This window comes from Sorangium sp. So ce887, assembly GCF_051521455.1.
Classification (GTDB): domain Bacteria; phylum Myxococcota_A; class Polyangia; order Polyangiales; family Polyangiaceae; genus Sorangium.
This window is the reverse complement of sequence record NZ_CP150354.1, coordinates 8,168,313-8,192,228: the sequence shown is the minus strand read 5'-3', so window position 1 is coordinate 8,192,228 and position 23,916 is coordinate 8,168,313. Positions and strand designations below refer to the sequence as shown.

Genomic DNA, 23,916 nt, shown 5'->3' with positions numbered 1-23,916 from the left:
CGCTCGTCATGTGGCGACCGTGACGGGGAAGGGGGGTGTCTGCTGGGTGTGCGCGCCGGAAGGCGCGTCCAGTGACGCGCCCTGCCGGCGGCAGACATCATGTCGTCTGCACGAGCTCTTCGTGCGGTGACCAGGCGACCGCTTCGGCGGGAGCGGTTACTCGAGGCGCGGCGCCGTCCATTTCATCCACCGGGTCAGGTCGGCCCTCGCCCCGTCGCTCCTGACCACGTTGGTCTCGCCGGAGCCGCCTCCGACGAGGAACTTCTTCACGTAGGCCTCGAGGAGCGCCCTCTGCGCGGCGGGGAACTGGCAGTGTTCATGGCCGCCGAGCTGCCAGTAAGCCATCTTGTCGGGCACGCCGAGCCCCTCCCAGATCGCGTGGGCGATGGACCCAGCCGTGAAGGTGCTATCGATGCCGAGCCAGTCGATCCTGTTGTCGAGGACGAGCAACGCGCGCGGAGCGACGAGGCCCATGACCATGTGATGATCGAAGGGGAGGTTGTTCACCCTGCTGCCGAAGGTCGAGCCGAAATTCTGGCGGAACCACGGCTGCTCATTGGCCGCGTTGGACAGGGTCTGCACGTTCTGCCCAGAGTTGGCCCCTGCCTGCGACACGCGCCAGCTCGCCGAGCCTCCGGCGCCCGACTCCTGAGGGATCGTCAGCACGATGCGCTCGTCGAACGCGCCCGCAGTGAGGGCGCCCTTTCCATCCCGCGAGCAACCCGTCACGGCGATGCGCCTCGGGTCGATGTTGGCTGACGGGGTCTTCTCCAGCGCGTCGATGATCCGGCTGATACCCCAGGCCCACGCTATCATCGAGCTGGCCGAGTGGCTCCTGCCGTAGAGGTCGTAGAACTTGCCCGTCCCACGTGAGCCGCCCCCGCTCTGGGCGCCGATCTCGTTGTTGTTGTAGATGGCCGTCGCGACGCCGTTGGCGCTGAACACGCTGGAGTCGAGGGTGATCGCGCCGAAGCCGGAGAGGCTGATGAGCAGCGGAATCGGACCGGAAGGCGCCCCGGAAGGCCGGTTGATGTCGAGGCCGAAGGAGGTGCTCTTCGACCCCTCGCTGACGTTGACCGTCAGCTTCTTCCCCGAGAACGAACCCGTGACCTTGTCCTTGGACACCACGGGCTTCGCGCCGGACTCGTACTCCTCGACCTGCGCCTTGATCTCGGCGCGTCGGCATGCCCAGTCCGACTTCCTCGCGATGCGCGAGCCGCTCGTCATCAGGAACGGATCCTGATGCGTCTCGTGAGCCGGAAGAGACGACGCGGCAGGCAAGGCCGGCCTGGGGCAGCTCGCGCCGCTGTCTTCGACGGGGCCGGAGCCGCCCGTCCCGCCGCCGCCGCCGGAACCGCCGGAGCCGCCGGAGCCGCCGGAGCCGCCGGCCCCGCCGGAGCCGCCGGCCCCGCCGCTGCCGCCCGTCCCCGAGCTGCTGCTCGACGATGAGCTGCTGCTCGACGATGAGCTGCTGGACGACGATGAGCTGCTGGACGACGAGGTCGAGCTGCTGCTGCTCGATGAGGTGGAAGCGCCCGTGCCGACCGTGCCGCCGCTGCCGGTGACCGATGCGATCGAAGGCCGCCCGGTGCCGGTCCCGCAGAATCCCCACGTCGTCGAGTTGCCCGGAGCCAGCGCTCCGTTATGGCTCACGTTCCTGGCGGTGAACCGCCCGTTCGAGTCCGTTACGGTCACGTTCCACGGGGTGCCCTTCGACGAGCCATTGAGCGCGACGTCCACGCTCCAGCCGGTGGTCCCCGGGGTGCGGTTCTTGTTCGTTACCGTCACGTCCGCGCAGTAGCCGTTTCCCCAGTCCGACCGAAGGATGAGAGCCGCCGACATCGAGTTATCGGCGCTGTCCAAGGCGGAATCTAGATGGTCGAGCTCCTCGTCCTCGAGGGGCTCAACGCTGCACCCGAGCACACTGAATGCGAGCGAAGCGGACATGCAGCCAAGCAAGCGAGTGATACGCATTAAGGTTCTCCATGATCGGACCGGTCGGGTCGCAGGCTTCTGCTCAAGGCAGAGTTGTGAACCAGCGTGACGCCCGCGATCTCCCCCGATCCATTGGTTAGAGTTCGAGATGAACGGCCAGCGTGCTCCCGATCACGGTTGCTCCCGCGGGCCTGTGCCGACGACATGCCTGGCCTACACGATGTTGGTCGGAGAGATGCTCACCTGCGGATACCCCGCGCGAGGAGGCTGGGCATCTTAGAAAGCAAGAGCAGCTCGGACGCGCAGCCGCCAAAAGCAAGTTATCCCGACAGTAGCCCCGCTCGGAGTCGGCCCCTGAACGTCCGGCGACCGACAGCGGCGCCCGGCCGGGAACGGTCCGGGGCGCCAAAGGGGATTAGAACATTCATACAAATTCGTGGCGAAAGTCAAGACTCTTTTATTTGTCGAGGTGATTTCGCGTGCAGTTCGCGTGCAGTTCGCGTGCAGCTTGCCGTGCAGCGTACAGTCACGTTGCGCGCGCTGGCTCGAGCATAGAACCTTATGAGGTTCGTTCACTCTCCTGGAAAAGCGACGCTCTACCGATAATCGACACCGCCGGCCGATCGGGGTCACCCTGCCTTGCGGTAAAACTCCACGAAGAACCGGACTGGACCGTGGAGGTCGACGTGGTGCAGCACCTCCGGCACGACGGTCCCCGGGGACTCCGGATCCAGCAGCATCTCGCGACCGCCGAGCCCGTCGATGCGATAGCGGAGCTGCCCCGAGACGACGTGGATCACGCCCCACACACCGGGCTTGGTCGTGTGGTTCTTTCTCAGGCCGCCCGGGATCGTGCCCTCGTCGAACTCGGCCGTTCGACTGTACGCGACCATCCCGTCGGGCATCTCCAGCCGATCGCAACGCACGCAGTCGAGCTCGGTTCCGAGCATGGACGCACGGCCCTCGGGCGTGAGCACCCAGGGGCGCACCATGAAGGGCGGGGTGTGCCGGACGTGCTGGCCGTGACCGCAGCTCAGCTCGGCCACCCAGTCGTTCGCGTCGTCCCGATGGTAGCCCGTGATCGCTCGATGCATGGCGTCGAGCTACCCGATCCGAGGACGGGTGTCACGGCGGCTTCCGCCGGCCTGTTGGGCGCTCCGCCGAGCGCCCCCGGCGATGGCTCGGAGATCGCAAGATTCTCCAAGAACGACGCTTGGCGCGGTGTCTAGGATGAGCGTCGACCAGAGAAGGTCGCCCCAAACCGAGGTTTTCCCATGGCCGAGATCGTTCTCCACCACTATCCCCTGTCGCTCTTCGCCGAGAAGATCCGCAGGATCCTGGCATACAAGAAGATCGCGTGGCGCTCGGTCGAACAGCCGATGATGGCGCCGAAGCCGGAGCTGACGCCGCTCACCGGCGGTTACCGGCGGATCCCGGTCATGCAGATCGGCGCGGACGTCTACTGCGACACGGCGTGCATCGCGCGGCGCCTGGAGCAGCTACGGCCGGAGCCTGCCTGCATCCCGCCCGGGGAGGCCGGGCTGGCCGGGCTGATCGAGGACTGGGCCGACCACCGGTTGATGCAGCAGATCGTGCCGCCGGTGATCGTCGATCTGTTTGCTTTCCTGCCGCCCGGCATCCTCGCGGATCGAGCGGCGATGTCGCCGGCGTTGAGCAAGGACGCGATCTTCGGGGCGGCGCCGCACGCCCTGAGCCAGGCGCTGCTGTCGCTCGATCGCCTGGACGGCCAGCTCCGCGACCGGCCTTTCCTGCTGGGCGACGCGTTCTCGATCGCGGACGCGGCGTGCTTCCACCCGGTGTGGTTCGTGAAACAGAGCGTGAAACAGAGCGCGAGGCTGTTCGCGGAGGTCGAGGCGCGGCCGGCGCTCGCGGCGTGGCTCGCGCGCATCGAGGCCTTCGGCCCGGGCGACGCTCGACCGATGAGCGCCGCCGAGGCGCTCGCGATCGCCCGGGCGTCCGAGCCGGCCGACGTCGCAGGCGGGGAGATCGCGGCAGGAGAGGGCCTCCGGCCGGGAGATGCGGTGGCGATCGCGGCCGACGATTACGGTCCAGAGGAGAGCCGGGGCGTCGTCGTGCGGCTCTCGGCCTCCGAGATCACGGTCCGGCGCCACGATCCGGCCGTGGGGGAGATCGCGTTGCACTTCCCGCGCGCGGGGTATCGCATCACGAAGCAGTGAGCCGCGCCGTCTGAAAATCAAGCCCCTCGCGGCCTCCGTCCCATCATACAGCCACGCTGCATACCTGGTTGATCAAGAGCTCTCTGTGATCCGCCCTCGCAGAAAAACAACGCTGTGTCGGGATTTGTCCGCGCGTCGAAGGCGTATCCTTCACGCCACGATCGTGCGGGTGTCGGCTCGGCGCACGAGGGGCTCGAGTTCAGGGCAACCGCGTGGAAGACTGCGACCGCTTCACGCGTCCCGAGCGATCGGGGGCGGCCGAAAGGAGCGGGTCATGCGTCCTCGTGCTTCGTGGCTTGGGTCGACGATCACCATCGCGAGCAGCCTTGCCGTGCTGGCGAGCTGCTCTGCGTCCGGCGAGAACAACAGCACGGGCACCCCCGGCGGCGGCGGCTCGGGCGCCGGGGACAACACCGGCACCGGCGGCGAGCTCGGCGATGGCGACGGCGACATCGGCATCGGCGACAACAACGCCACGTTCCGTTGTGGTGACGGGATCCTGACGTCGGACGAAGCCTGCGACGACAGCAACCTCGCGGGGGGCGACGGTTGCCCCGGAGATTGCCTCTCGGTCGAGCTGGGCTGGTCCTGCCCCAGGCCCGGCGCTGCCTGCACCCGCGCCGCCCGCTGCGGGGACGGTGCCGTGGTGTTTCCGGAGCTCTGCGACGACGCCAATACCGAGCCGGGCGACGGCTGCTCGCCGACCTGCAAGGTGGAGGTGGGCTACAAATGCGACGGCAGCCCGAGCGCCTGCACCGAGACGACCTGCGGCGACACCGCCCAGGAGGGGGCCGAGAGCTGCGAAGACGGCAACACGATGCCCTTCGATGGCTGCTCCTCGACGTGCCAGGCCGAGCCCGATTGCGCCGCGGGCTCCTGCGCCTCCCGCTGTGGAGACGGCCTCGTGCTCGCGGAGGACTGCGACGACGGCAACAACATCGACGGCGACGGGTGCTCCGGGGCCTGCGCGACAGAGCCCGGGTATCGCTGCGCCGTGCCCCAGCCTTCGGGATCCATGGCTGTGCCGGTGGTGTTCCGCGACTTCCGGGCGGCCCACCCCGACTTCGAGCCGAAGGGTCCCGGCCGCAGCGCGCCGGTCTTCGGCATGGTCGCGAACCGGCTCGACGCCGAGAAGAAGCCTGCGTACATGGCGGTCGCGAACAGCCTGGTCACGAGCGCGCAGAGCTTCGCCGACTGGTACCACGACGTGCCCGGCACCAACAGCACCACGGTCGCCACCCTCACGCTGTGGGACACCGGGGATGGCCGCTTCGTGAACCGCTGGGGCGCGGAAGGCGAGCCGTGGACCCTGCTGTCCCCGGAGAGCGCGCACTATTGCGGCAACGTCGGTAACGAGGAGGACGGGGAGCCCTGTACCTCGACGACCGAGAACACCGCGGCCTGCGGCGACATCCACAGCCCCGAGTTCCACAGCTGCGAGGCGCGCGGCGGGGTCTACTGGGCGAGGTACGTGGACGCCACCTACGACGGGAACCCGCTGTTCTTTCCGGTCGACGGCGATCGATTCACCCCGGCGGCCGAGCGCGTCCCTGCCGATATCTTCCCGAGCTACGGGGACGGGAGCTGGTTGAAAGAGGACGGCACCCCGGACCACAACTTCCATTTCACGAGCGAGATCCGCTACTGGTTCCAGTACACGGCGGGCGAGGAGTACGTGCTCGACTTCACCGGCGATGACGACGTGTGGGTGTTCATCAACGATCGCCTCGCTGTCGACGTGGGCGGCATCCACAGCGCCGTCACCGGGCACCTCGTCATCGGCGCCAACGGGGCAGGCAGGGTGACCTACGCCGGAGGAGAGGACGACAACATCCCGGCGCGGAACGTCGACCTCGGCCTGGTGGACGGCGGCGTCTATCAGATCGCCGTGTTCCACGCCGAGCGCCAGACCGCGGCGTCGACGTTCAAGCTCACGCTGCAGGGCTTCGCGACGGCGCGCAGCGAGTGCGCCGCGATCTGCGGCGATGGCGTCGTCGGCCTGGGCGAGCAGTGCGACGACGGCGTGAACGACGGCGGCTACGGCGAGTGCGGACCGAGCTGCCAGCTCGGCGAGTTCTGCGGCGATGGCACCGTGCAGGATGTCGAGGAGTGCGACGACGGCAACAACCTCGACGGCGACGCCTGCGGCAGCGGTTGCCGCAACCTCGTCCCCCGCTGAGCCGGCGGAGGCGCGCCCCTCGCCATACCCGCTCAAGACGAGGCCCTCAGGCTGCGCCCTGCTTGCGTTCTGGAGAACTCCCCTATGTTGCGTCCTTGGTCCTGCCTCGCACTCCCATCCCTTCTCGCTCTCTCTTGTTCATTCGCCTCGTTCGCCTGTTCGAGCGAGCAGGGCGCCGATGATCCGGCCGCGCCCGCCGGAGGCGGCTCGCTCGCCGCATCCGGCGGGCCCTCGGGCGGCACGACGGGGAGCGGCGGCACGGTGTCGCCCGGCGGCCCGGGAGGCGCAGGCACCGGCGGAAGCGCCGGCGTGTCTAGCAGCACGGGCGGGACCTCGGGGACCGGCGGCGACGGCAGCGGCGGCTCAGGCGCCGGCGGCTCAGGCGCTGGTGGTTCAGGCGGCGGCAGCGGTGCCTCCGACTGCAACAGCGTGACGGGTGGGACGCTCATCGAGGTGAACCGGGATGGATCGGGTGATTTCACCTCGGTTCAGGCCGCGATCAACAGCGTCGCCAGGTCGAACACGACGCCCACTATCCTTCGCATCGCCCCCGGGACCTACTCCGAGAAGCTCGTCGTCGACCGTCCGCACGTGACGCTCTGCGGCCAGACAGGTCAGGCGGAGACGACCGTGCTCACCTACGGCGACAGCGCGAACACCTCGAACGGCGCAGGGGGCACGCTGGGCACCTCGGGGAGCTTCAGCGTCAATATCTCGGCGAGCGACGTCTCGGCCGAGAACATCACCTTCGCCAACAGCACGGGCCCAGGCGTGCAGGCCGTGGCTCTCCTCGTCTCCGGCAGTCGCGTGCAGTTCCGTCACTGCCGGGCCATCGGTTACCAGGACACGCTCTATGTGAAGAACGGATCGCAGTACTTCAGGGATTGCTACATCGAGGGCACCGTCGACTTCATCTTCGGAGGCGCCACGGCCGTGTTCGAGGACTGTACGGTCCATAACGTCGCGAGCGGGACGGCGATCACCGCGCCGAGCACGGACGCATCGATTCCTTTCGGAATCGTGTTCCTCGGAGGAAAGGCCACGGCGGTCGGATCGATCCGGTCCGGTTCGATCGCCCTCGGTCGCAACTGGAGACCCTACGGCGCGGCCACCTACCTCGGAACCGAGCTCGGCGCGCACATCTCGCCCGTCGGCTGGGTCCGCATGAGCGAAAACACGCTCGCGACAGCGCGCTTCGCCGAGTACATGACCACGGGACCTGGCGCGAAGCCGAGCGAGCGGGCCCGCGAGTCCAAGCAGCTCAGCGCGGCCGAGGCTGCAAGCTATACGGTCGAGAACATGCTCGCGCCCTGGAAACCCACGTTTGCGGACTGAGAGCGCCTCTCGTCAGCCCTTGTCGCTCGAGACCCACGACGTCGGCCTTCGAGTCGCCGGGAGCGCGACGAGGCAGGGGATGAGCCCCCGGTCCGATCCTCCCCGCTGAGCCGGCGAAGGCGCGCGCGCCTCCCCGCGAGCTCGCGGCAAGGCCGGCGTGCGGGCGGGCTCGGTCGTCTCGAGAACCGTCGTTCGCCGACAGCGTGGGCAGCTATCCCACGCAGCGCGGACGGCTCCGTTGCGCTACGACTGCGGGATGTTCGGTCCCGGGCATCCTCAGAACCGTCCTCCGCCGCCGCCTTACTATCCTCCGCAGCCGCCGCCTTACTACCCTCCTCCGCCACCCCCTCCGCGGCGTCCGAAGCCGGGCGTGTCGCCGCTCGTGATCGTGCTCGCCGTCGTGGGCGGGTTGTTCGCGCTCGGCGTGGGCGCCCTCGTCGTGATCGGCGGCGCGGTGTACCTGGTGGCGAGCGCGGAGCCGGAGCAAGCGGTCGGCGAGCCCGCGCTCTCCGACGTGTCGACCACGGGCGGCGTCTCGCCCGTGCTGCCCGTGCCGCCCGCGCCGACGAGCACCCCGCTCCGCCCGGACCTCGAAGCCGATGAGGTGGCGGGCGCTGACCCGTCCAGCGGCGACCACGCCCCGGGCGATGTCGCGTCGCCCTCCGGCGACGACGGGACGGGCGAAGCGCCGACGCCCTCGCTGGCCGCGGGGCGGACGCCCACCGCTCCGAGCGAGGGCTCCTCGAACGGAGGCCCCAGCAGCGGTGGCGCGACGGGCGGGGCGTCCTGGTGGTGCACGGCGAGCGCCTCCGTGCGCGTCTGCGGCTTTGCGGGCGCCTGCAACTATCAGATGGTGTTCGGCAACGGCGGAGGGAAGGACCGCTTCCTCGCCTCGCAGCAAGCCAAGCGGTCGTGCGAGGCGAGCGCGCGCGCGAAGGGCGCCTCGGCCATCTGCGTCGTGCAGTGCAGCCCGCGCTGAGCGGCGCGGAGCTGCGCGTCGCTCGTTTCCGGCTCAGAGCTCGGTGAACAGGCCCCAGAACGCAGCGGGCGCGAGGGCGTCCTGGCGATCGTGGCCCCGTCCGCTGGTCTCGCACCAGATCACCGGGTACCCCTCGTCGCAGCCCTGATAGCGCACGCACGGCGCCGGCTCTTCGGCCACCGGTTCGAGCTCGGCGTCGCAGTGATTGGCCTCGAGCAGGCGATCGCGCTCGACCACGCTGCCGCTGATGTCGTTGTCCATGTCGTTCATGTCGTGCACGAAGATGCGCGCGACCTGCCCGACGCAGTCGCGGGGGTTCACCGCGCCGCCCGCCACCGACCCGGCGGCGCGCAGCCTGTCGCCGCGGCGGCACTCGAGCGTGTTGATGAGCCACGCGCCGCTGCTGTAACCGGCCGCGAAGACGCGCGACGTGTCGGCGCAGTGATTCTGGAGCACGGCGTCCAGCATCCGATCGAAGAAAGCGACGTCGGGGCCGTCCGCGGACGCGTCCCAGCAGGTGTTGCTCGACACACCGACGCCGCGCACCAGGATGGCGTCGTCCCCTGTCTGGCGCTGCATCGGCACGTTGTTGTCGCCCGAGCTGCAGCCATGAAAGAGAAACACCACCGGGTAGGCTCGCGTCGGGTCGTACTTCGCGGGCAGCCAGACCCACCACTTCCGATCGACCGACTCGATGTTCAGGTCGGGCTGCGCGACCCACTGCTCGAGGGCCTGCGAGGCGTCCTTGTCGCAGCCGGCGCTCGGCATCGGGCTCGCGCCGCCGGATCCACCGCCGCCGCCGCTGCTGCTGCTGCCTGTCGAGCTCGCCTGTGCGCTCCCGCTGCCGGACGTGTTGCCGCTGCCTGTGCTGCCCGACGACGCACCGGAAGCCGCGCCGCCTGCGCCGCCGCCGCCCCCGTCCTGGGAGATCGCGCCGCCCGCGCCTCCGCCGCCCGCGCCGGGGCTGTCGCTGCTGCACGCGACCACGAGAGAGAGCGAGGCGATCAGGGCTGGCAGGGGGCGCTGGATCATGGCGGGCTCACTATCTGCCAGCGGTCCCGTGCTGTCATCTGCGATCGCGTCCTGCGCGCCAGGTGCGTCGTTCCCCGGCTTCGCGGCGTCGGGCGACGCTGTGCTCTAGCGTCCCGCGGGCGGCGCGGCGCGGCGGAACGCGCGCATGTGGAAGCGGCGTTGCTCGTCGGGATAGATGTGCTCTTGCCCGACCGGGCACGCGCGGCGCGACAGGCACCCTCCGGTCATGCACGCCCCGGCGAGCTGGGCGTCGAGGTGGCCGACGCAGGCGGCGACATCGTAGCTGCCGGGCGAGAACGCGGAGACGGGGCAGGCGCCCAGACAGGGCTTGTCGGCGCAGGACGCGCAGGGGCTCGGCCGGTCCTCGCGCGGCGGGAGCGACAGCCGCTCGGCGAAGACGAGGGCGGCGCGGTACCCGTGCCAGAGGCCGAACCGCGGGTGGATGAGGATGCCGAGGGGCGACGGGTACACCGGCTCGGCCCGCTGCGCCCAGCGCTGGAAAGGCCAGTACGGAGGGCCGGTGAAGGGGAACAGCGCGGCCGCGCCGAGCTCCGCGGCGAGCGCGGAGACCACCGCGAGGGTCCAGTCGTCGAGCGCGAGATCGGGGGCCTGCTCGCGAGCGCGGGAGAAGGCGCGCCACATGGACGGGCCGGCATTGCCGAGCAGGACGAGCGTCCCCGCGGCGAGGTCTCCGGCCGCGGGGACGCCGTCGGCGTCGAGGGGGTGGAAGCCGCCGCGCAGCGGGATACCCGCGCGGTCGCAGCGCGCCGAGAGATCTGGCCAGCCGATGGGCACCGGGGCCCGCTTAGGGCGCCCGGACCGGCGCGGCAAGCGAGCTCTGGCCCCGGCGCCCGCGCGAAGGCTTCCGTCGGGGGCACGAAGGCTTCTGTCGCGGGCACGGAGGCTTCCGGAGCGGGCACGAAGTCAGGGCGCGCCCTCCTCCCCGGATAAGGCGTTCTGTTCTAGAGTGGCGCTGTGGCGCGGAGGCTCGATTGCCGGCTCGGGACGAAGACGCCGTCCCCCAACGCCCGCGCGGCGCGCGCGTTCGGCCGCGCCGCGCGGGCGCCCGCGAGCACGCCATGAGCGCTCCGCGCCCGCTGGTCACGCTCCACTTCGCCCAGACGCTCGACGGCCGCATCGCGACCCCCAACAAGCGCGTCGAGATCAGCACGCCCGCGGGGCTCGAGCACGCCCACCGGGCGCGCGCGGAGCACGACGCGGTGCTCGTCGGGATCCGCACCGTCGTGATCGACGATCCCCTGCTGACGGTGCGCCTGTGCGAGGGCCCGCAGCCGATGCGCGTCGTGCTGGCGAGCGCCCTCGGCGTGCCGGAGGGGGCGCGCCTGCTGCGGTCGTCCAGCCGAGGGCAGCCGGCCGGCGGGCGCGTGCTCGTCATTGGCGCGGCAGGCCGCGCGCTGGACGCTGCGCGCGCGCGGCTCGAGGAGCGCGGCGCGGAGGTGGTCGTCGTGCCCGCGGACGACCACGACCGCGTCTCGCTGCCGCACGCCCTCGCCGAGCTCCACGCGCGCGGCGTGCGGCGGCTGCTCGTCGAGGGGGGCGGCGCCGTGCTCACCTCGTTCCTGCGCGCGCGGCTCGCCGACCGCGCGGAGGTCGAGATCGCGCCGCGCCTGCTCGGCGACACGGCGATCCCCGCGGTCGGCGCCCTGGGAGAGGCGTCGCTCGCGTCGGCGATCGACCTGCGGGAGACGGCGCTCGAGCTCCTGGGGAGCAACCTGCTCCTGCGAGGGAAAGTTGCCTATCCCGACTGATGATCCGGCGCCGCCGGAGAGGCCCGCGCCGCTCACGGCGCCCGCGCTGCCCGCCCGGGAGCTCTGGTTCGTCCGGCCCGGCCTCGTCGAGGTGCGCCGGGGCGCCCCGGCGCGCGAGCCCCGGGCCGGCGAGGTCGTGGCGCGAGCGGTCGCCTCGGGCGTCAGCCAGGGGACCGAGCTCCTGCTCTTCCGCGGCGAGGGGCCGACGCCGTTCGATCCCTCGCTCGACGCGCCGGGCGCGCCGACCTACCCGCGCCGTTACGGCTATGCGTGGGTGGGCGAGGTCGTCGCCCGCGGCGAGGGCGCGGCGCTCGGGCTGGGCGACCGCGTCTTCGCGCTCGCGCCGCACGGCGATCTGCACCTGCTCGGGCCGGGCGCGGCGCGCGCGCTGCCCCGCTCGATCCCGGGCGAGCGCGCGGTGCTGGCCGCGAACCTCGAGACGGCGATCACGTGCGTGTGGGACGCGGGGGTGGGCCTCGGGGACGCCGTGGTGGTGCTCGGGGGCGGCGTCGTCGGGCTGCTCGTCGTGGCGCTCGCGCGGCGCGCGGGGGCAGCGGTGCGGCTGATCGAGCCGAGCGAGCGGCGGCGCCTGGCCGGCCTCGCGCTCGGCGCTGCCGCGGCGATCCGGCCGGAGGACGACCGGCCGTGCGGCGACGCGGACGTCGTGATCGCCGCGACGGGCGACCCGGGCGAGCTCGACCGCGCGATCGCGCACGCGGCGCGCGAGGCGACGGTGACGGTCGCGTCGTTCTACGGGGCGCGGACGAGCCCGGTCGCGCTCGGCGCCGAGTTCCACCGCCGGCGGCTGCGCCTGCGCGCGAGCCAGGTCTCGACGATCCCGCCCGAGCGCGCGCCCCGCTGGGATCACGCGCGGCGCTTCGCGCTGGTGCGCGCCCTCCTGGAGGACGCTGCCCTCGACGCGCTGCTGGACCCGCCCGTCCCGTTCGACGCCGCGCCGTCGGTGTACGCCGAGCTCGCCGCCGCGCCCGGGGCGAGGCTGCAGACGGTCTTCCAGTACGGCGCGCGATCGGGTACGCGAGAGGCAACCTAGAGGTCTGCCATGTTCCTCCTCGGCGTCAGCGATCACGTGATGATCGCGCACAGCTTCTCCGATCCGTTCTTCGGTCCGGCGACCCGGATGCACGGCGCGACGTACGCCATCGAGGTCGAGATCCGCGCGACGGCGCTCGGCCCGCACCACGTGGTCATGGACATCGGCGCGCTGCACGCGTCGCTGCGCCGGGCGCTCGGCACGATCGACTACCAGAACCTCGACGAGCACCAGGCCTTCCCCGGGCGCACCTCGACGACCGAGCGCGTGGCCGAGCACGTGGCCGGCCTCCTCGCCGCGGACATCGCGAAGCTGCCCGCCGACGAGGCGCCGCACCCGGGCGCGACGCTGCGGGTGCTCGTCCGCGAGTCGCCGTCGGCGTACGCGGGCTTCGAGCGCGACCTGTAGCGCCCGCCGCCGGGCGAGCGCCGCGGGGGCGTGCGGCGAGGGCAGGCGTCGGGCGAGCGGCGCCGCGGGGCCAGGCATGCGTCGGGCGCGCGACGCCGCGCGGCGCGTTGCTGCGCGTCGCGAGGGGGGTATATCAGGTCGAGCTGCTCTCCGGACCCATGCGCATCGCCTGGATCGTCTACGGCGCCCTCGACCAGACCACGGGCGGGTACATCTACGATCGGCTCGTCGTCGAGCGGCTGCGGTCGCGGGGCGACGTCGTGGAGGTCGTGTCCCTCGACCCGGCGCCGCGGTCGCGCGCGCTGGCCGGGCTCGCGCTCGCGCGGCGCCTCGCCCGGATCGACCCTGCCGTCGTGGTCGGCGACGAGCTCTGCTTCCCGGAGCTCGGGCCGGCGTTCGCGGCGCTGCCGCGGCGGATCGCGCGCGTGCTCCTCGTGCACCACCTGAGCGCGTGGGAGCTCCCGCCCGGCGCGCGTCGCGCGGCGCTCTCGCTCGCCGAAGGGGCGGTGATCCGGCTCTCCGATGCGCACCTCGCGACGAGCGCGACGACCGCGGCGCGGCTCCGGGGCGAGCACGGGCTCGACCGGGTCGACGTGGCGACGCCGGGCGCGGACCGGCTCCCCTTGCGCCCTCGCGCCGCGCGGGACGGCGGCCCGCTGCGGCTCACGTTCGTGGGGAGCTTCATCCCGCGCAAGGGGCTGCTGGAGCTGCTCGCGGCGTTCGAGCGGGTCGGGAGCGCGCGCGCCACGCTGCGCCTCATCGGCGATGCGGCGCGCGATCCGGCCTATGCCGAGCGGGTGCGCCGGGCGATCGCCGGCTCCGCGTACCTGCGGGCGCGCGTCGCGGTGCCCGGCGTGCTCGACGACGGGGCGCTCGCGGCCGCGCTCGCCGAGACGGACGCGCTGGTCCTGCCCTCGTTGCTGGAGGGCTACGGCATGGTGCTCACCGAGGCGGTCCGCGCCGGCGTCCCGGTGCTCGCCGCCCGCGCCGGCGCGATCGCCGAGGTCGTGCAGGACGGCGCCGAGGCGCTGCTCTGGGACGACGGCGAGGGGCTCGTGCGGGCGCTCTCCCGCTTCATCGAGGACGGGGCGTTGCGGGCGAGCATGAGCCGCGCGGCGCTGCTCCGGGCTGCGGCGCTGCCCACCTGGGACGGCGCCGCGGTCGCGGTGCGCGCGGTGCTCGCGCGGGTGCCCGACGCGCGCTGAGCCGTCATTCCGCGGCGCCGACGGGATCGCGCAGGAAGCACCGCTTGGCGCGGACGAAGGCGTCGAACCGGGCCTCCTGCAGGCCGTCCGCGTCGGCGGTCGGGTCCTTCACGATGCACGCCGCCACGGAGAGCTCCCCTTCGTAAGGGTCCTTCTCGCGCGTTGTCTTGTGGTTCAGCTGGCAAACACCGTTGAGCGCGTCGTCGCCCAGGTTGGCGGACACGTTCCAGGCGTCCTGGCTCATGTCGTGGGATGCGCGGAGGGTGATTCCCCAGAACCCCTTCTTCTCGCGGATTGGACTGTTGAGGATCATCACCTCGAACTCATCGCCTTTCACCCCACAATCGGTGTACCAGCTGCGCTGATTGTCCTCGTCGAACGCGACCGCGGTCTCCCCGTTGTTGCCCGTATCAAGGAAGAACTGCTTCGCCCCGAGGGTGAGCACGGCTCTCCCCGCGACCAGCGGTGGCTCGAAGTCGCTGCCGCATCCGAGCGGCGCGAGCAACAACGCGGTGGCGAGCAGTGTTCTGAGCATGGGTGTCCTCAGTCGTGAGGATCATGCGTGGCCGATCCACAAGTCAATCGGCAAATCGACCAATTCACGCGTTCGACCGCGGTAATTTGTGTGAGTCCATGGGAATGATGAGGGCCGGGAGTGTGGAAATCCGTCTTCCCGTCGACCCACATCCCCTTTTGTGAGCCTTTCGAACGATAATCAACTCATGTTACGGCAATTTTGTCCTGTTCGCGGGAATGGGCTCGCCTGTGTGCTTCGTTGCATCGGCTCGAATTGCCGTGGCCTGTTGCGGTGCACTCGTGCCCTCGTGCACTCGTGCCCTCGTGCCCTCGTTTTGCACGATCGATTCCTGGTCAGATGTCTGGCTGTCCGTGGCGTCGGCCGACCGCTTGAGGCGGTTGCATGCGCTCAACCGCATCAGCCGGGACAATCTCGTTTTCTGTCGTCCCCCGGCGAGCGGACCCAAGTCCTGGAGGGCCGCTGGAGAGGTGAGCCCCCCGCGCGTCCCGCGTCCCCCGCGAGCAGCGCCGCCGCCTCCTCCCGGAGCCGCCGCGTGAGCCCCGCGTCATCGTCTCCCCCGCCCATCACCACCGCCGCCGCCTCCCGCGCCTCGCCGAGCCGCACCCGCACGTCGACGTCGTCGAAGCCCGGCAGCGCCACCTGGAGGAGCGGCGCCAGCGTGCTGATCCCGCGGCGCTCGGCCCACCGCGTGACGGCCAGCCGCTTCGCCCGCGGCGAGTGCACCCCCGAGACGACCGCCACCGCGACGCGCCCCCCCGCCGCCGCCGCCGCGCGCAGCAGCGCCCCGGCGCTCGGGTGCCACGCCCCGAGCAGCGCCTCGCCCGCGCCCGCGAACGCCGGATCCGCCTCGATGCGACCCGCCGGGAAGTGCAGCAGCGCACCCCCGCCGCGCAGGTGCCGCAGCGCGCGGCGCACCCCGACCGTCCGCGCCGCGAGCTCGCGCCGGCCGCCGCCCTCGTCGATCGGCACGAAGAGCAGCCGCTGGCTCACGTGGGGCAGCGCCCGCAGAAACCGCCGCTCGGCCGCGACGATCATCAGATCCCCCCGGCCGAGCGCCGCCATCAGCGCGAGCGCGTCGTAGGCCCCGGGGTGATTCGAGACCACCAGCAGCGCCCCCCGCGACGGCGGCGCCGCGTCGGCCGCCCACCGCGCGCCGAAGCCGGAGAGCGCCTCCCGCGCCGCCACGTGGAGCCCCGCCTCGCCGGTGCGCCGATCGAACCGCGCGAGCACCCGCCCGAGCGGCAACGACGGCACCGCGAAGGCGGCGCACCCCGCGCGGCGCACCCACGCCGGCGCCCCGCCGAGGCCGAGCGCCGCCACCATCTCCTCGCCGGACAGCCTCGCGAGCTCTCTCTCCAGCGGCTCCGCCATGTCCGCGTCTCTACCCGCGCCGACGCCGCCACGCCAGCGCCCCGCTCCCGCGCGGCCGACCGCGAGGCGCCCCGATCCGCGCCGCCACGAACGCCTCGACCCACGCCCACCGGCGCCGGTGTCGGACGGCGACGCAGAGCGCGCCTGCCTCGATGGGTCCAGCGCTACGAGCGCGCGTCCTTCATGGCCTGTCGGGTTTGCGCCGGGGCGCGCCGGCTCTGTATGAAGAGAGCATGAAGGCCACGCTCCCTGCCATGGATGACTCCATCCGCCGCGGCGCCGAGCCCGCGCGCCCGCGGCGGACGCTGGCGGACCTCCCGGGGCCGAGGGGGCTGCCCGTGATCGGCAATCTGCTCGCGATCCACCCCGACCGCTGGCACCTCGAGTTCGAGCGATGGTGGCGCGTCCATGGAGACCTGTTCGTCGTGCGGCTGGGCCGCCGGCCGATCCTCGTCGTGGCCGACGGCGAGCTCGTTCGCGACGTGCTCCAGCGCCGCCCCGCGGTGTTCCGGCGGATGCGCACCATCGAGGACGTGTCACGCGAGGCGGACATGGTGGGGCTGTTCTCGGCGGACGGGGACACGTGGCGGAAGCAGCGGCAGCTCATCAGCCCGACGTTCCACGCGCGGCACGTCGAGAGCTTCTTCCCGAGCATCTGCGAGATCACGGGCAGGCTGCGCGACCTCTGGGCGCAGGCGGCCGACGAGCGCGCCGCGCGCGATGTCCTCGGCGATCTCATGCGCTACTCGGTCGACGTCACCTCGTCGGTCGCCTTCGGCCGCGATCTCAACACGCTCGCCCGCGGGCCGGACGCGCTCCAGGAGCACCTCCAGCGCGTCTTTCTCGGCCTGAACCGGCGGATACTCGCGCCGCTGCCCTACTGGCGCTACCTGGGCCTCCCCGCCGACCGCGCCTACGACCGCGCCTTGGTCGCGGTGAAGCGGTTCATCCTCGATCTCGTGACCGCAGCGCGGCGCGAGAGCGAGGGCGGCGCGGCAGCGCGGCGCGAGAGCGAGGGCGGCGCGGACCGGCCCGCCCGCCCGCGGACGCTCCTGGAGCTCATGATCGCGGCGCGCGACGGCGAGGACCCGAAGGCGCGCCTCTCGGACGCCGAGGTCTACGCGAACGTCCTCACGATGCTGCTCGCGGGCGAGGACACCACGGCGAACACCCTCGCGTGGATCCTCTATTACCTGGGCTCGCGCCCCGACGTGCAGGCGCGCGCCCGCGAGGAGGCGGATCGCGTCCTCGGCGGCGCCCTGATCCCGACGCTCGAGCAGAGCAAGCGCCTGGAGTACACGAGCGCCGTCACGCACGAGACGCTGCGCCTGCGCTCCGCGGCGCCGCTGCTCTACCTCGAGGCGAACCACGACACCGCGGTGGGCGACGTGGCGGTGCCCGCCGGCGCGGGCGTCATGGCGCTCACGCGCGCGGCGGGGCGTAAGCCCGAGTATTTCGGCGATCCGGAGTCGTTTCGCCCCGAGCGCTGGCTCGCGGGCGCGCCCGCGACGCTGCCGCACGAGCCGAGGATGGCGCTCGCCTTCGGCGGCGGGCCGCGCATCTGCCCGGGTCGCTCGATGGCGCTCCTGGAGTGCGCGGTGACGGTCGGCATGGTGCTCCGGAGCTTCACGGTGCACCTCGCGGATCACACCGCGCCGGTGCGGGAGCGGATGGCGTTCGCGATGCAGCCGGAGGGGCTGCGCATCCGGTTCACCAGGCGCGCGGGCGTGTGAGGGCGCAGGCGCCCGCGATCCGGCTCACCGCACCTTGGCGAGGGCCGCGTCGTAGTCGGGCTCCTGCGCGATCTCCGGGACGAGCTCCGCGTGGACGACCTTGTTCTGCTCGTCGAGCACGAGGACCGAGCGCGCGAGCAGGCCGGCGAGCGGCCCGTCCACCAGCTTGACCCCGTACTTCTCGCCGAAATCGCCCCGGAAGGTCGAGAGGCCCTCCGCGTTCTTGATGCCCTCGGCCGCGCAGAAGCGGCCGTGCGCGAACGGCAGGTCCGCCGAGATGTTGAGCACCGTCACGCCCGGGAGCTTCTCGGCGCGCTCGTGGAACGTGCGCACGGACTTCGCGCAAACCCCCGTGTCGACGCTCGGGAAGATATTGAGGATCTTCTTGCCGGAATAGGACGAGAGCTTTCCTTCCGAGAGGTCGCTCTTCACGAGCGTGAAATCGGGGGCAGTCGCGCCGACGGACGGCAGCTCGCCGGCGGTGTGGACGGGGCTTCCCTTGAACTTGGTCTGAGCCATGGTTGCATCCTCCTCTGTGCAGCTGTGCGGCAGCAAGGGTCGTAGGCGCGCGGAGGGCGGATGCCAAGCAGATCCACCCAGGCCGCCGGCTTCGAGGCGCCGGTCGACCTGCCGCGTGGGCGATGCGCTGTCGGACGGTCTTGCCGGCGCGAGCTGCCGCTCGCATCCGTCAGCGCGAGCTGTCGGTCGTGCCAGCGCGAGCTGTCCGCGCCAGCGCGAGCTGTCGGTCGCGCCGGCGCGAGCCGTCGCTCGCGCCGGACCCTCAGCCGAGGGGCGAGCGGCTGACCAGGGGGAACGGCTCGACCTCGGCGTCGTCGGGGTTCATCGAATCCCTGCTGTACCCCATCTCCTCTTCGGCCGTGGTGACGATGAACGGGCCCCCGAGCTCCTCGGAATCCATCGTGTCTTCGTAATCCTCGGAGGGGTCGCCCCTGCCCGATGTCGCGGAGGCGAGGTACTGCTCGGCGATCTGCTCGGCGAACTCGTCCACCCCCTGCGTGGGGCCGTCCCCCGGGTCGGGGATGAACGCGTCGCGATCGTCCGCGCGACTCGCGCTATTGCGCGCTGCCTCCACGATATCCTGGCCGTGGCTTCTGCGGGTGGCCCGCTGGGAGCCGTCTTGCTTGGTCTGCATGATGGATAATCTCCTCGCTCGGCGGCACTCCCACGCGCTTTCCGCTGCGCCGCCCGTCCGGTGTTCTGACGTCGCGTGACATCGCGAGATGCACCGCGTGTACCAAGGCTGGAACGCCATCCTGATCACGCTTTGGCGAGGAAATCGGATCGGTGTTCGCGCGCCGTGACGCGCGCGCTGTACCGGACGTGCAGCGGGTGTAGCGGCGTGCCACAGCGGATGAGAGGCGCCGGTGACACGATGCCCGGTGCCGTACCGCGGTGGCACGGCGCGTCGAGCTGCTGCGGGGTGCTGGAGAAAAGGCCGATCTCGTGGCCAGGCTGCTCTTTGCAGAGCAGAGAGCGACGAGCCGCGGCGCGGCTGGGGGGCGCAGGGGAGGATCGATGTCCCTGCGCCTCGTCGCCCTGCTCTTACCAGTCGAGCTCTTCGCTGATGGCCTCGGAGAGCTGCTGGGCCATCATCTGGTTCGTCTTCACGCTCGGGTGGTAGTCGCAGCCGAGCCCGTTCGCCGCTCCGTCCTGCGGGGGGAACTCGAGGAAGCGCACCCGATCGTCGCCGCCGTCGGTCCGAGCCTTCACCACCTGGCCGACGTAGTCGCGCGCCCTGGTGAGCGCCTCGGCGCCCTCCGGGTAACCGTCGCTGAGCATGGGGCCGATGGTGCAGAAGATGAACGCCTCCGGATAGTTCTCCCTGACCGTATCGACGAGGTCTGTATAGGCGTTCGTGAACGGCGCGCGGAACTGGGCGTCGCCCGGGACGTTGATGCTGAAGTCGTTCGTGCCCAGGTTGATCACGACGACCTGCGGCTCCCAGGACGAGAAGTCCCATGCGGGCTCCGGCTCGTCGGCGATCGCCCGGCCGTAGATCTCGGGCATGGTGTCGGCCGCTTCATCGTCGTAGTTCCGGTAAACGCCTCTGCCGGACCAGGCGACGATCGTTGTGTCGGCCTCGAGCATCCGGCCCGTCAGGGCGCTGTAGGCGAGGTAGTTGTTCTCCGTGTCGCTCGTGAAGGGGCAGGTCTCGTCCGCGCCGTCGATGCCGTAGCCGGCGGAGATCGAGTCGCCGATCACCTCGATCCGGCGCTCGGGCGCGGGCGGAACCGGCAGGAGCGCCTCGCCCTGCTCCGGGACGAACTCGACGAACTGCGTCACCCCGACCAGCGGCTCGGTCCGGCGGTGGAGCAGGAGATCGTGCTCGCCGTCGGGCAGCCCTTCGGCGACCGTGTAGAGCTCTTCGTCTCCGTTGACCTTGAGGACGCCCTTCGACTCGCCGTCGATCACCACCTGGAAGAAGTTGGATTGGGCCGCGGTCGACGCGTCGTTGAAGCGGACGCTGATCGACGTCCCCGAGAACCGCGTGGCGATCGCGCTGCCAGCCCAGGAGAAGCGGGGGCCTTCGGGTTTCGTCGTGTCGAAGCGCCCGATGAAGCGGATGGTGTCCCCGGAGGGGTTTCCCCCGCCGGTCCCGCTCGTGCTCGACGTCGTCGCGCCTGCGCCTGCGCCGCCCTCGCCTGCGCCGCCCTCGCCTGCGCCGCCCTCGCCGGTGCCGCCCTCGCCGCCTGCGCCGGAGGCGCTGGTCGAGGTCGATGCGCCTGCGCCTGCGCCCGTCGCCCCGTTCGGATCGTCGTCCCCGCACCCGGCCAGCGCCGACGAGGCGATGCAGACGGCGAAAGCGAGCATCGGGAGGCTTGAGTAAGCTGCTGTCTTCATGCGGCGGAGGATGCTGCAAGTCCGTGGCGCACACAACACCAATCTTTCCCTGCGAACCGGTTCAGACTCCGCGATGCGGGCGTGGAGACGCCGAGATCGGTTGATGTCCTCCGCGCCGCCGGAGCGCAGGCTCGCCCGGCGGGGGAGTCGACTGCGCGCCCCGCGCGGCGGGCATTCGGGGGAGGGGGAGTGTCTATCGCGGCGGCGCGCGGCGGAGGCGCTCAGTTCCAGGTCCGGTTCTGGCGCTCGTGCTCGGAACGACCGCTGTCCTCGGCGGAGGAGCGGCGCTGGCCCTGCGAGGCGCGCACGTCGTCGCGCTCGTGGATGCGGGTCGAGTACCCCTGCGGGAGCTCGTCGCCCATGAAGCGGCCGAACCCGGGCCGGCGCTCCGGGCGGTTGTACAGTTCGCCCTGGCCGCGGCCGTGGCCTTCGCGCTCGTCGCTGCGGCCCTGGTAGCCGCGGTCCTCGTCGCTGCGGCCCTGGTAGCCGCGGTCCTCGTCGCGATCGCGGCGACCGCCGCCGCTGAGCCCGCCGCGCTCTGCCTCCCAGCCCCGGCCGCCGGAGCGCTGGTGCTCGTCGCGGCCGCGCTCGCCGCCGCTGAACCCGCGCTCGTCGCCCCAGCCGTGATGGCCCGGGTTCTGGCGCTCGTCGCCGCCTCGATACCCGCGGTCCTGGCCATCGCCGCGCCCGTAGCCGTAGCCGTGGCTCTGGCCCCCGCGACCCTGGTAGTCGTCGCGGCCTTGATAGCCGCGGCTCTGGTAGTCGTCGCGGCCTTGATAGCCGCGGCTCTGGTAGTCGTCGCGGCCCTGAGAACCGCGGCCCTGGCCCTCGCGACTCTGGTAGTCGTCGCGGCTCTGATAGCCGCGGCCCTGGCCCTCGCGACTCTGGTAGTCGTCGCGGCCCTGATCGCCGCGCCCCTGGCCCTCGATGCGCCCGTGAGCGTAGCCGCGGCTCTGGCCCCCGTGGCCGCGGCCCTCGTATTCCTCCTCACGCCCGTAGCCGCGGTGCTGGTTCTCCTCGCGGCCGTAATCGTCGCGCCCGTAAGCACGGCGGCCCCGGTCCTCGTCCTGTCCGGTGGTCCCGCGGTTCATGTCGCGGCCGAGATCGCCGCGGTTCTCGTCGCGCCCTCGCTGAGCCGATCCAAACCCTCTGCGCTCGTCCTCCGCGCCCCGTCCGCTGAAGTGATCGCCGCGCCCGCCGCTCCGCTCCCACGACGGGCTGTCCTTTCCGTACGCGCGGTTCTCCTCGTGCTCGCGGTCGCCGCGCCCGCCGAAGCCTCCTTGCTCCTGTCCGCGCCCGCCGAACCCGCCGCGGTGATCCGGTCCGCGCTGGCCGCCCGCCTGCCACGGGCCCCTGCCTTCGCCGCGCCCTTGCTGTCCGTACTGCGGCTGTCCGTAGCGCGGCTCCTGGCCCAGCTCGCCCTGCCGGCTGCCACCGCTCTGGTTCGCGTAGTTGCCGCGGCTGTACGAGCCTCGCTCGAACGCGTCGCGCTCCTGCTCGTGTCCGCGGAAGCCGCGCGGATCATCGCTCTCTGGAAAGCGCCCCTGCTCTTCCCGGTGACGCCAGTCGTCGCGCATCCCCTCGTCACGGAAGCCCCGGTCATCGTAGCGATCTCGTGCCATGTCGCTCTCCTATGGGTGCTGGTGTACACCTCTCGAGGCTCACACAGGCGGACACCTCCGTGAGCCGCGGGTCCACTTGCGCAGCAACCGACGTGCCCAGAGGGGCGGAGGAGGAGCGCCGGCACCATGAAAGATGGCCTCGCCGGGCTAGACTAGGGCGCTGCCGAGCCGCCGATGCGCCAATGCGCCACACGCTGGGGCAAGCTGTCACGCCGGCGCGGCCGGGCCCGTCCGGGACGAGCTCGCCACGCCGGCGTGACAGCCAGGTTCGGCTTCGATGGAGCGATGCGGGGCGCCGCGGACAGCGGCGCTCACCCGGTGCTCAGTACCGCGTCTCGCAGGGGTGCTGATCGGCGAACGCCTTCACGGCGGTCTTGTGGGACGACCAGGGGAAGTTCCCATCGGTGATCGACCAGGAGAGCGCGCCCGCATAGCCGATGTTGTAGAGGTCGCTCACGAACTTGTCGTAGCCCACGTCCATCTCGGCCATGTTGATGGGGAACTCGCCCATGACGACCGGCTTGTCCGTGAGCCCGTACTCGGAGAGGGGCTTGTTGTACGGGAAGTAGTCGTTGACCCAGCCGTACATGTGGACCTGGTAGAAGTCGACGTCCGACTTCGTCCACGCCTGACCCCACTTGATCGCGGCGCTGCCGACGCTCACGGGCGCGCCGGTCTCGCCCCTCAGCACGGCGGCCGATTCCTTGGCGAGCGCCTCCATCTGCTGGTGCGTGACGAGGTCGAACTTGCTGGAGTCCCCCTCGAACGGCGGATCGTCGCCGTGGAGGCTCGGCCCGGTCATCGCCCACTCGGGCTCGTTGATGACGTCCCAGGCCAGCATGCGGCTGCGGTGCGGGCTCGACGCGACCGTCTGGGCGATGGGCCGGACGACGTTCTCGATGAGCCGGGCGCGCCGGCTCGCGTCCGCGACGATGGGCCCCATGCTCCAGACCGACAGGCCGTCCGGCGGGTTGTGCGACGTCTTGTGGAAGCCGTCGAAGGAGAACAGCGTGAACATCACGTTGACCTGCGCCTGGTCCGCGAGCTCGAGCGCCGCCAGGATGTCCTGCTTCGACGTGCCGCCGAGCCCGGTCGGATTGCCCTGCCCGTCGAAGGCGATCTGGTCCCCGTAGAAGCGGGGGTAGATCCACCAGCGGACCACGTCGACGCCGTTGGCGCGCATGTCCTGGAGATCGGCGAGCACCTGGCTCCGCTTGCCCGAGATGCCCGCCTGACTCCACCGGGACTGACCGCCGAAGTCGGCGCCGAAGTCGCGCCAGGCGTAGTTGACGCCGTACATGAAGCGGAGGCGGCAGGCGATCTCGACCCCTGCATCGAACGGACAGGCGTCCTCGTCGGTGCAGGTGCTGGGCTCTCCGCCGCTGCTGGTGCTGCTGCCCACGGGGTCGCCGCTGCCCGTGCTCGCGGGCCCGCCCGTGGGCGAGCCGCCACCCGTGCCGGTGGGCGAGCCGGCGCCCGTGCCTGTCGGCCCGGCCGTGCCCCAGGAGCCGCTGCCGGTAGGGCCGCTGTCCGCTGGGTCGCCGCCCGCGCCGCCCTCGCCGCCGTAGCCCGTTCCGTCGCCACAGCCCAGTCCAGCCGTGGTGAGCTGGAGAACCCCAACAAGAGAAAGCCAGTTGCGCATGGGCCGATTATCGCCAGAAACGCGCGAGCGAGCCAGCCCGATCTCTTAATCGGTTCA

At 71.6% G+C, this 23,916-nt stretch carries 20 protein-coding genes; 9 read left to right on the top strand and 11 right to left on the bottom strand.

Translation table 11 applies throughout. The features are described from left to right. Positions 1-156 precede the first annotated feature (156 nt). Together WMF36_RS30400 and WMF36_RS30395 are read right to left on the bottom strand one after the other, a co-directional pair. Positions 157-1,947 (bottom strand): glucuronyl esterase domain-containing protein, encoded by a 1,791-nt coding sequence (locus WMF36_RS30400; RefSeq protein ID WP_437574265.1) that lies wholly within the window; start codon positions 1,945-1,947, stop codon positions 157-159. 617 nt (positions 1,948-2,564) lie between these two features. After that, positions 2,565-3,029 (bottom strand): DUF3565 domain-containing protein, encoded by a 465-nt coding sequence (locus WMF36_RS30395; protein ID WP_437574264.1) that lies wholly within the window; start codon positions 3,027-3,029, stop codon positions 2,565-2,567. A 180-nt stretch (positions 3,030-3,209) separates the two neighbouring features. Between WMF36_RS30395 and WMF36_RS30390 the strand changes: the two genes are divergently transcribed. From WMF36_RS30390 to WMF36_RS30375, 4 genes are all read left to right on the top strand, one after another. Next, entirely contained in the window at positions 3,210-4,133 is a 924-nt protein-coding gene (locus WMF36_RS30390; RefSeq protein WP_437574263.1) for a glutathione S-transferase family protein, read from the top strand. 274 nt (positions 4,134-4,407) lie between these two features. After that, positions 4,408-6,312 (top strand): DUF4215 domain-containing protein, encoded by a 1,905-nt coding sequence (locus WMF36_RS30385; protein ID WP_437574262.1) that lies wholly within the window; start codon positions 4,408-4,410, stop codon positions 6,310-6,312. 309 nt (positions 6,313-6,621) lie between these two features. After that, positions 6,622-7,647, top strand: coding sequence for a pectinesterase family protein (locus WMF36_RS30380; RefSeq protein ID WP_437574261.1), 1,026 nt, complete (start codon positions 6,622-6,624; stop codon positions 7,645-7,647). 370 nt (positions 7,648-8,017) lie between these two features. Next, positions 8,018-8,626, top strand: a complete 609-nt coding sequence (locus WMF36_RS30375; RefSeq protein WP_437574260.1) for a hypothetical protein — start codon at positions 8,018-8,020, stop codon at positions 8,624-8,626. A 33-nt stretch (positions 8,627-8,659) separates the two neighbouring features. On the opposite strand, the gene WMF36_RS30370 is transcribed toward WMF36_RS30375, so the two are convergent. Both WMF36_RS30370 and WMF36_RS30365 read right to left on the bottom strand, forming a co-directional pair. Further along, a complete protein-coding gene (locus tag WMF36_RS30370; protein WP_437574259.1) occupies positions 8,660-9,658 on the bottom strand; it encodes an alpha/beta hydrolase family esterase in 999 nt (332 codons plus the stop codon). 105 nt (positions 9,659-9,763) lie between these two features. Beyond that, a complete protein-coding gene (locus tag WMF36_RS30365) occupies positions 9,764-10,453 on the bottom strand; it encodes a hypothetical protein (RefSeq protein WP_437574258.1) in 690 nt (229 codons plus the stop codon). Between the two features lie 284 nt (positions 10,454-10,737). On the opposite strand from WMF36_RS30365, the gene WMF36_RS30360 reads away from it, so the two are divergent. The 4 genes from WMF36_RS30360 to WMF36_RS30345 all read left to right on the top strand — a co-directional run bounded on the left by WMF36_RS30360 (position 10,738) and on the right by WMF36_RS30345 (position 14,091). Further along, positions 10,738-11,427, top strand: a complete 690-nt coding sequence (locus WMF36_RS30360) for a RibD family protein (RefSeq protein WP_437574257.1) — start codon at positions 10,738-10,740, stop codon at positions 11,425-11,427. Then, on the top strand, positions 11,411-12,478 hold the full coding sequence (locus WMF36_RS30355; protein WP_437574256.1) for a zinc-dependent alcohol dehydrogenase: 1,068 nt from the start codon (positions 11,411-11,413) through the stop codon (positions 12,476-12,478). Before WMF36_RS30360 ends, WMF36_RS30355 begins: the two co-directional genes overlap by 17 nt. 9 nt (positions 12,479-12,487) lie before the next feature. Further along, positions 12,488-12,886: a 6-pyruvoyl trahydropterin synthase family protein gene (locus WMF36_RS30350; protein ID WP_437574255.1), complete on the top strand. Its 399-nt coding sequence runs from the start codon at positions 12,488-12,490 to the stop codon at positions 12,884-12,886. 158 nt (positions 12,887-13,044) lie between these two features. Continuing rightward, positions 13,045-14,091 (top strand): glycosyltransferase family 4 protein, encoded by a 1,047-nt coding sequence (locus WMF36_RS30345; protein WP_437574254.1) that lies wholly within the window; start codon positions 13,045-13,047, stop codon positions 14,089-14,091. Between the two features lie 4 nt (positions 14,092-14,095). On the opposite strand, the gene WMF36_RS30340 is transcribed toward WMF36_RS30345, so the two are convergent. Beyond that, positions 14,096-14,626 carry a hypothetical protein gene (locus WMF36_RS30340; RefSeq protein WP_437574253.1) on the bottom strand — a complete coding sequence of 177 codons (531 nt, stop codon included), beginning with the start codon at positions 14,624-14,626 and terminating at the stop codon, positions 14,096-14,098. Positions 14,627-15,025: 399 nt separating this feature from the next. Beyond that, a complete protein-coding gene (locus WMF36_RS30335) occupies positions 15,026-16,000 on the bottom strand; it encodes a 1-acyl-sn-glycerol-3-phosphate acyltransferase (protein ID WP_437574252.1) in 975 nt (324 codons plus the stop codon). A gap of 233 nt (positions 16,001-16,233) precedes the next feature. On the opposite strand from WMF36_RS30335, the gene WMF36_RS30330 reads away from it, so the two are divergent. After that, the gene (locus WMF36_RS30330) at positions 16,234-17,733 is read left to right on the top strand and encodes a cytochrome P450 (protein WP_437574251.1); all 1,500 of its coding nucleotides are present in this window, start codon (positions 16,234-16,236) and stop codon (positions 17,731-17,733) included. Positions 17,734-17,757: 24 nt separating this feature from the next. On the opposite strand, the gene tpx is transcribed toward WMF36_RS30330, so the two are convergent. From tpx to WMF36_RS30305, 5 genes are all read right to left on the bottom strand, one after another. Next, positions 17,758-18,252 carry a thiol peroxidase gene (tpx, locus tag WMF36_RS30325; RefSeq protein ID WP_437574250.1) on the bottom strand — a complete coding sequence of 165 codons (495 nt, stop codon included), beginning with the start codon at positions 18,250-18,252 and terminating at the stop codon, positions 17,758-17,760. A 262-nt stretch (positions 18,253-18,514) separates the two neighbouring features. After that, positions 18,515-18,886, bottom strand: a complete 372-nt coding sequence (locus WMF36_RS30320) for a hypothetical protein (RefSeq protein WP_437574249.1) — start codon at positions 18,884-18,886, stop codon at positions 18,515-18,517. 410 nt (positions 18,887-19,296) lie between these two features. Then, positions 19,297-20,565, bottom strand: a complete 1,269-nt coding sequence (locus WMF36_RS30315) for an SGNH/GDSL hydrolase family protein (protein WP_437574248.1) — start codon at positions 20,563-20,565, stop codon at positions 19,297-19,299. Between the two features lie 251 nt (positions 20,566-20,816). Next, the gene (locus WMF36_RS30310) at positions 20,817-22,217 is read right to left on the bottom strand and encodes a hypothetical protein (RefSeq protein WP_437574247.1); all 1,401 of its coding nucleotides are present in this window, start codon (positions 22,215-22,217) and stop codon (positions 20,817-20,819) included. 322 nt (positions 22,218-22,539) lie between these two features. Continuing rightward, positions 22,540-23,859, bottom strand: a complete 1,320-nt coding sequence (locus tag WMF36_RS30305) for an endo-1,4-beta-glucanase (protein ID WP_437574246.1) — start codon at positions 23,857-23,859, stop codon at positions 22,540-22,542. Positions 23,860-23,916: the final 57 nt, after the last annotated feature.

Coding starts and splice junctions, on each gene's coding strand:
- WMF36_RS30330 (WP_437574251.1), top strand. CDS start 16,234: ATGAAGGCCACGCTCCCTGCCATGGATGACTCCATCCGCCGCGGCGCC.
- WMF36_RS30320 (WP_437574249.1), bottom strand. CDS start 18,886: ATGCAGACCAAGCAAGACGGCTCCCAGCGGGCCACCCGCAGAAGCCAC.
- WMF36_RS30400 (WP_437574265.1), bottom strand. CDS start 1,947: ATGTCCGCTTCGCTCGCATTCAGTGTGCTCGGGTGCAGCGTTGAGCCC.
- WMF36_RS30335 (WP_437574252.1), bottom strand. CDS start 16,000: ATGGCGGAGCCGCTGGAGAGAGAGCTCGCGAGGCTGTCCGGCGAGGAG.
- WMF36_RS30390 (WP_437574263.1), top strand. CDS start 3,210: ATGGCCGAGATCGTTCTCCACCACTATCCCCTGTCGCTCTTCGCCGAG.
- WMF36_RS30360 (WP_437574257.1), top strand. CDS start 10,738: ATGAGCGCTCCGCGCCCGCTGGTCACGCTCCACTTCGCCCAGACGCTC.
- tpx (WP_437574250.1), bottom strand. CDS start 18,252: ATGGCTCAGACCAAGTTCAAGGGAAGCCCCGTCCACACCGCCGGCGAG.
- WMF36_RS30315 (WP_437574248.1), bottom strand. CDS start 20,565: ATGCTCGCTTTCGCCGTCTGCATCGCCTCGTCGGCGCTGGCCGGGTGC.
- WMF36_RS30305 (WP_437574246.1), bottom strand. CDS start 23,859: ATGCGCAACTGGCTTTCTCTTGTTGGGGTTCTCCAGCTCACCACGGCT.
- WMF36_RS30350 (WP_437574255.1), top strand. CDS start 12,488: ATGTTCCTCCTCGGCGTCAGCGATCACGTGATGATCGCGCACAGCTTC.
- WMF36_RS30310 (WP_437574247.1), bottom strand. CDS start 22,217: ATGGCACGAGATCGCTACGATGACCGGGGCTTCCGTGACGAGGGGATG.
- WMF36_RS30395 (WP_437574264.1), bottom strand. CDS start 3,029: ATGCATCGAGCGATCACGGGCTACCATCGGGACGACGCGAACGACTGG.
- WMF36_RS30385 (WP_437574262.1), top strand. CDS start 4,408: ATGCGTCCTCGTGCTTCGTGGCTTGGGTCGACGATCACCATCGCGAGC.
- WMF36_RS30370 (WP_437574259.1), bottom strand. CDS start 9,658: ATGATCCAGCGCCCCCTGCCAGCCCTGATCGCCTCGCTCTCTCTCGTG.
- WMF36_RS30340 (WP_437574253.1), bottom strand. CDS start 14,626: ATGCTCAGAACACTGCTCGCCACCGCGTTGTTGCTCGCGCCGCTCGGA.
- WMF36_RS30345 (WP_437574254.1), top strand. CDS start 13,045: ATGCGCATCGCCTGGATCGTCTACGGCGCCCTCGACCAGACCACGGGC.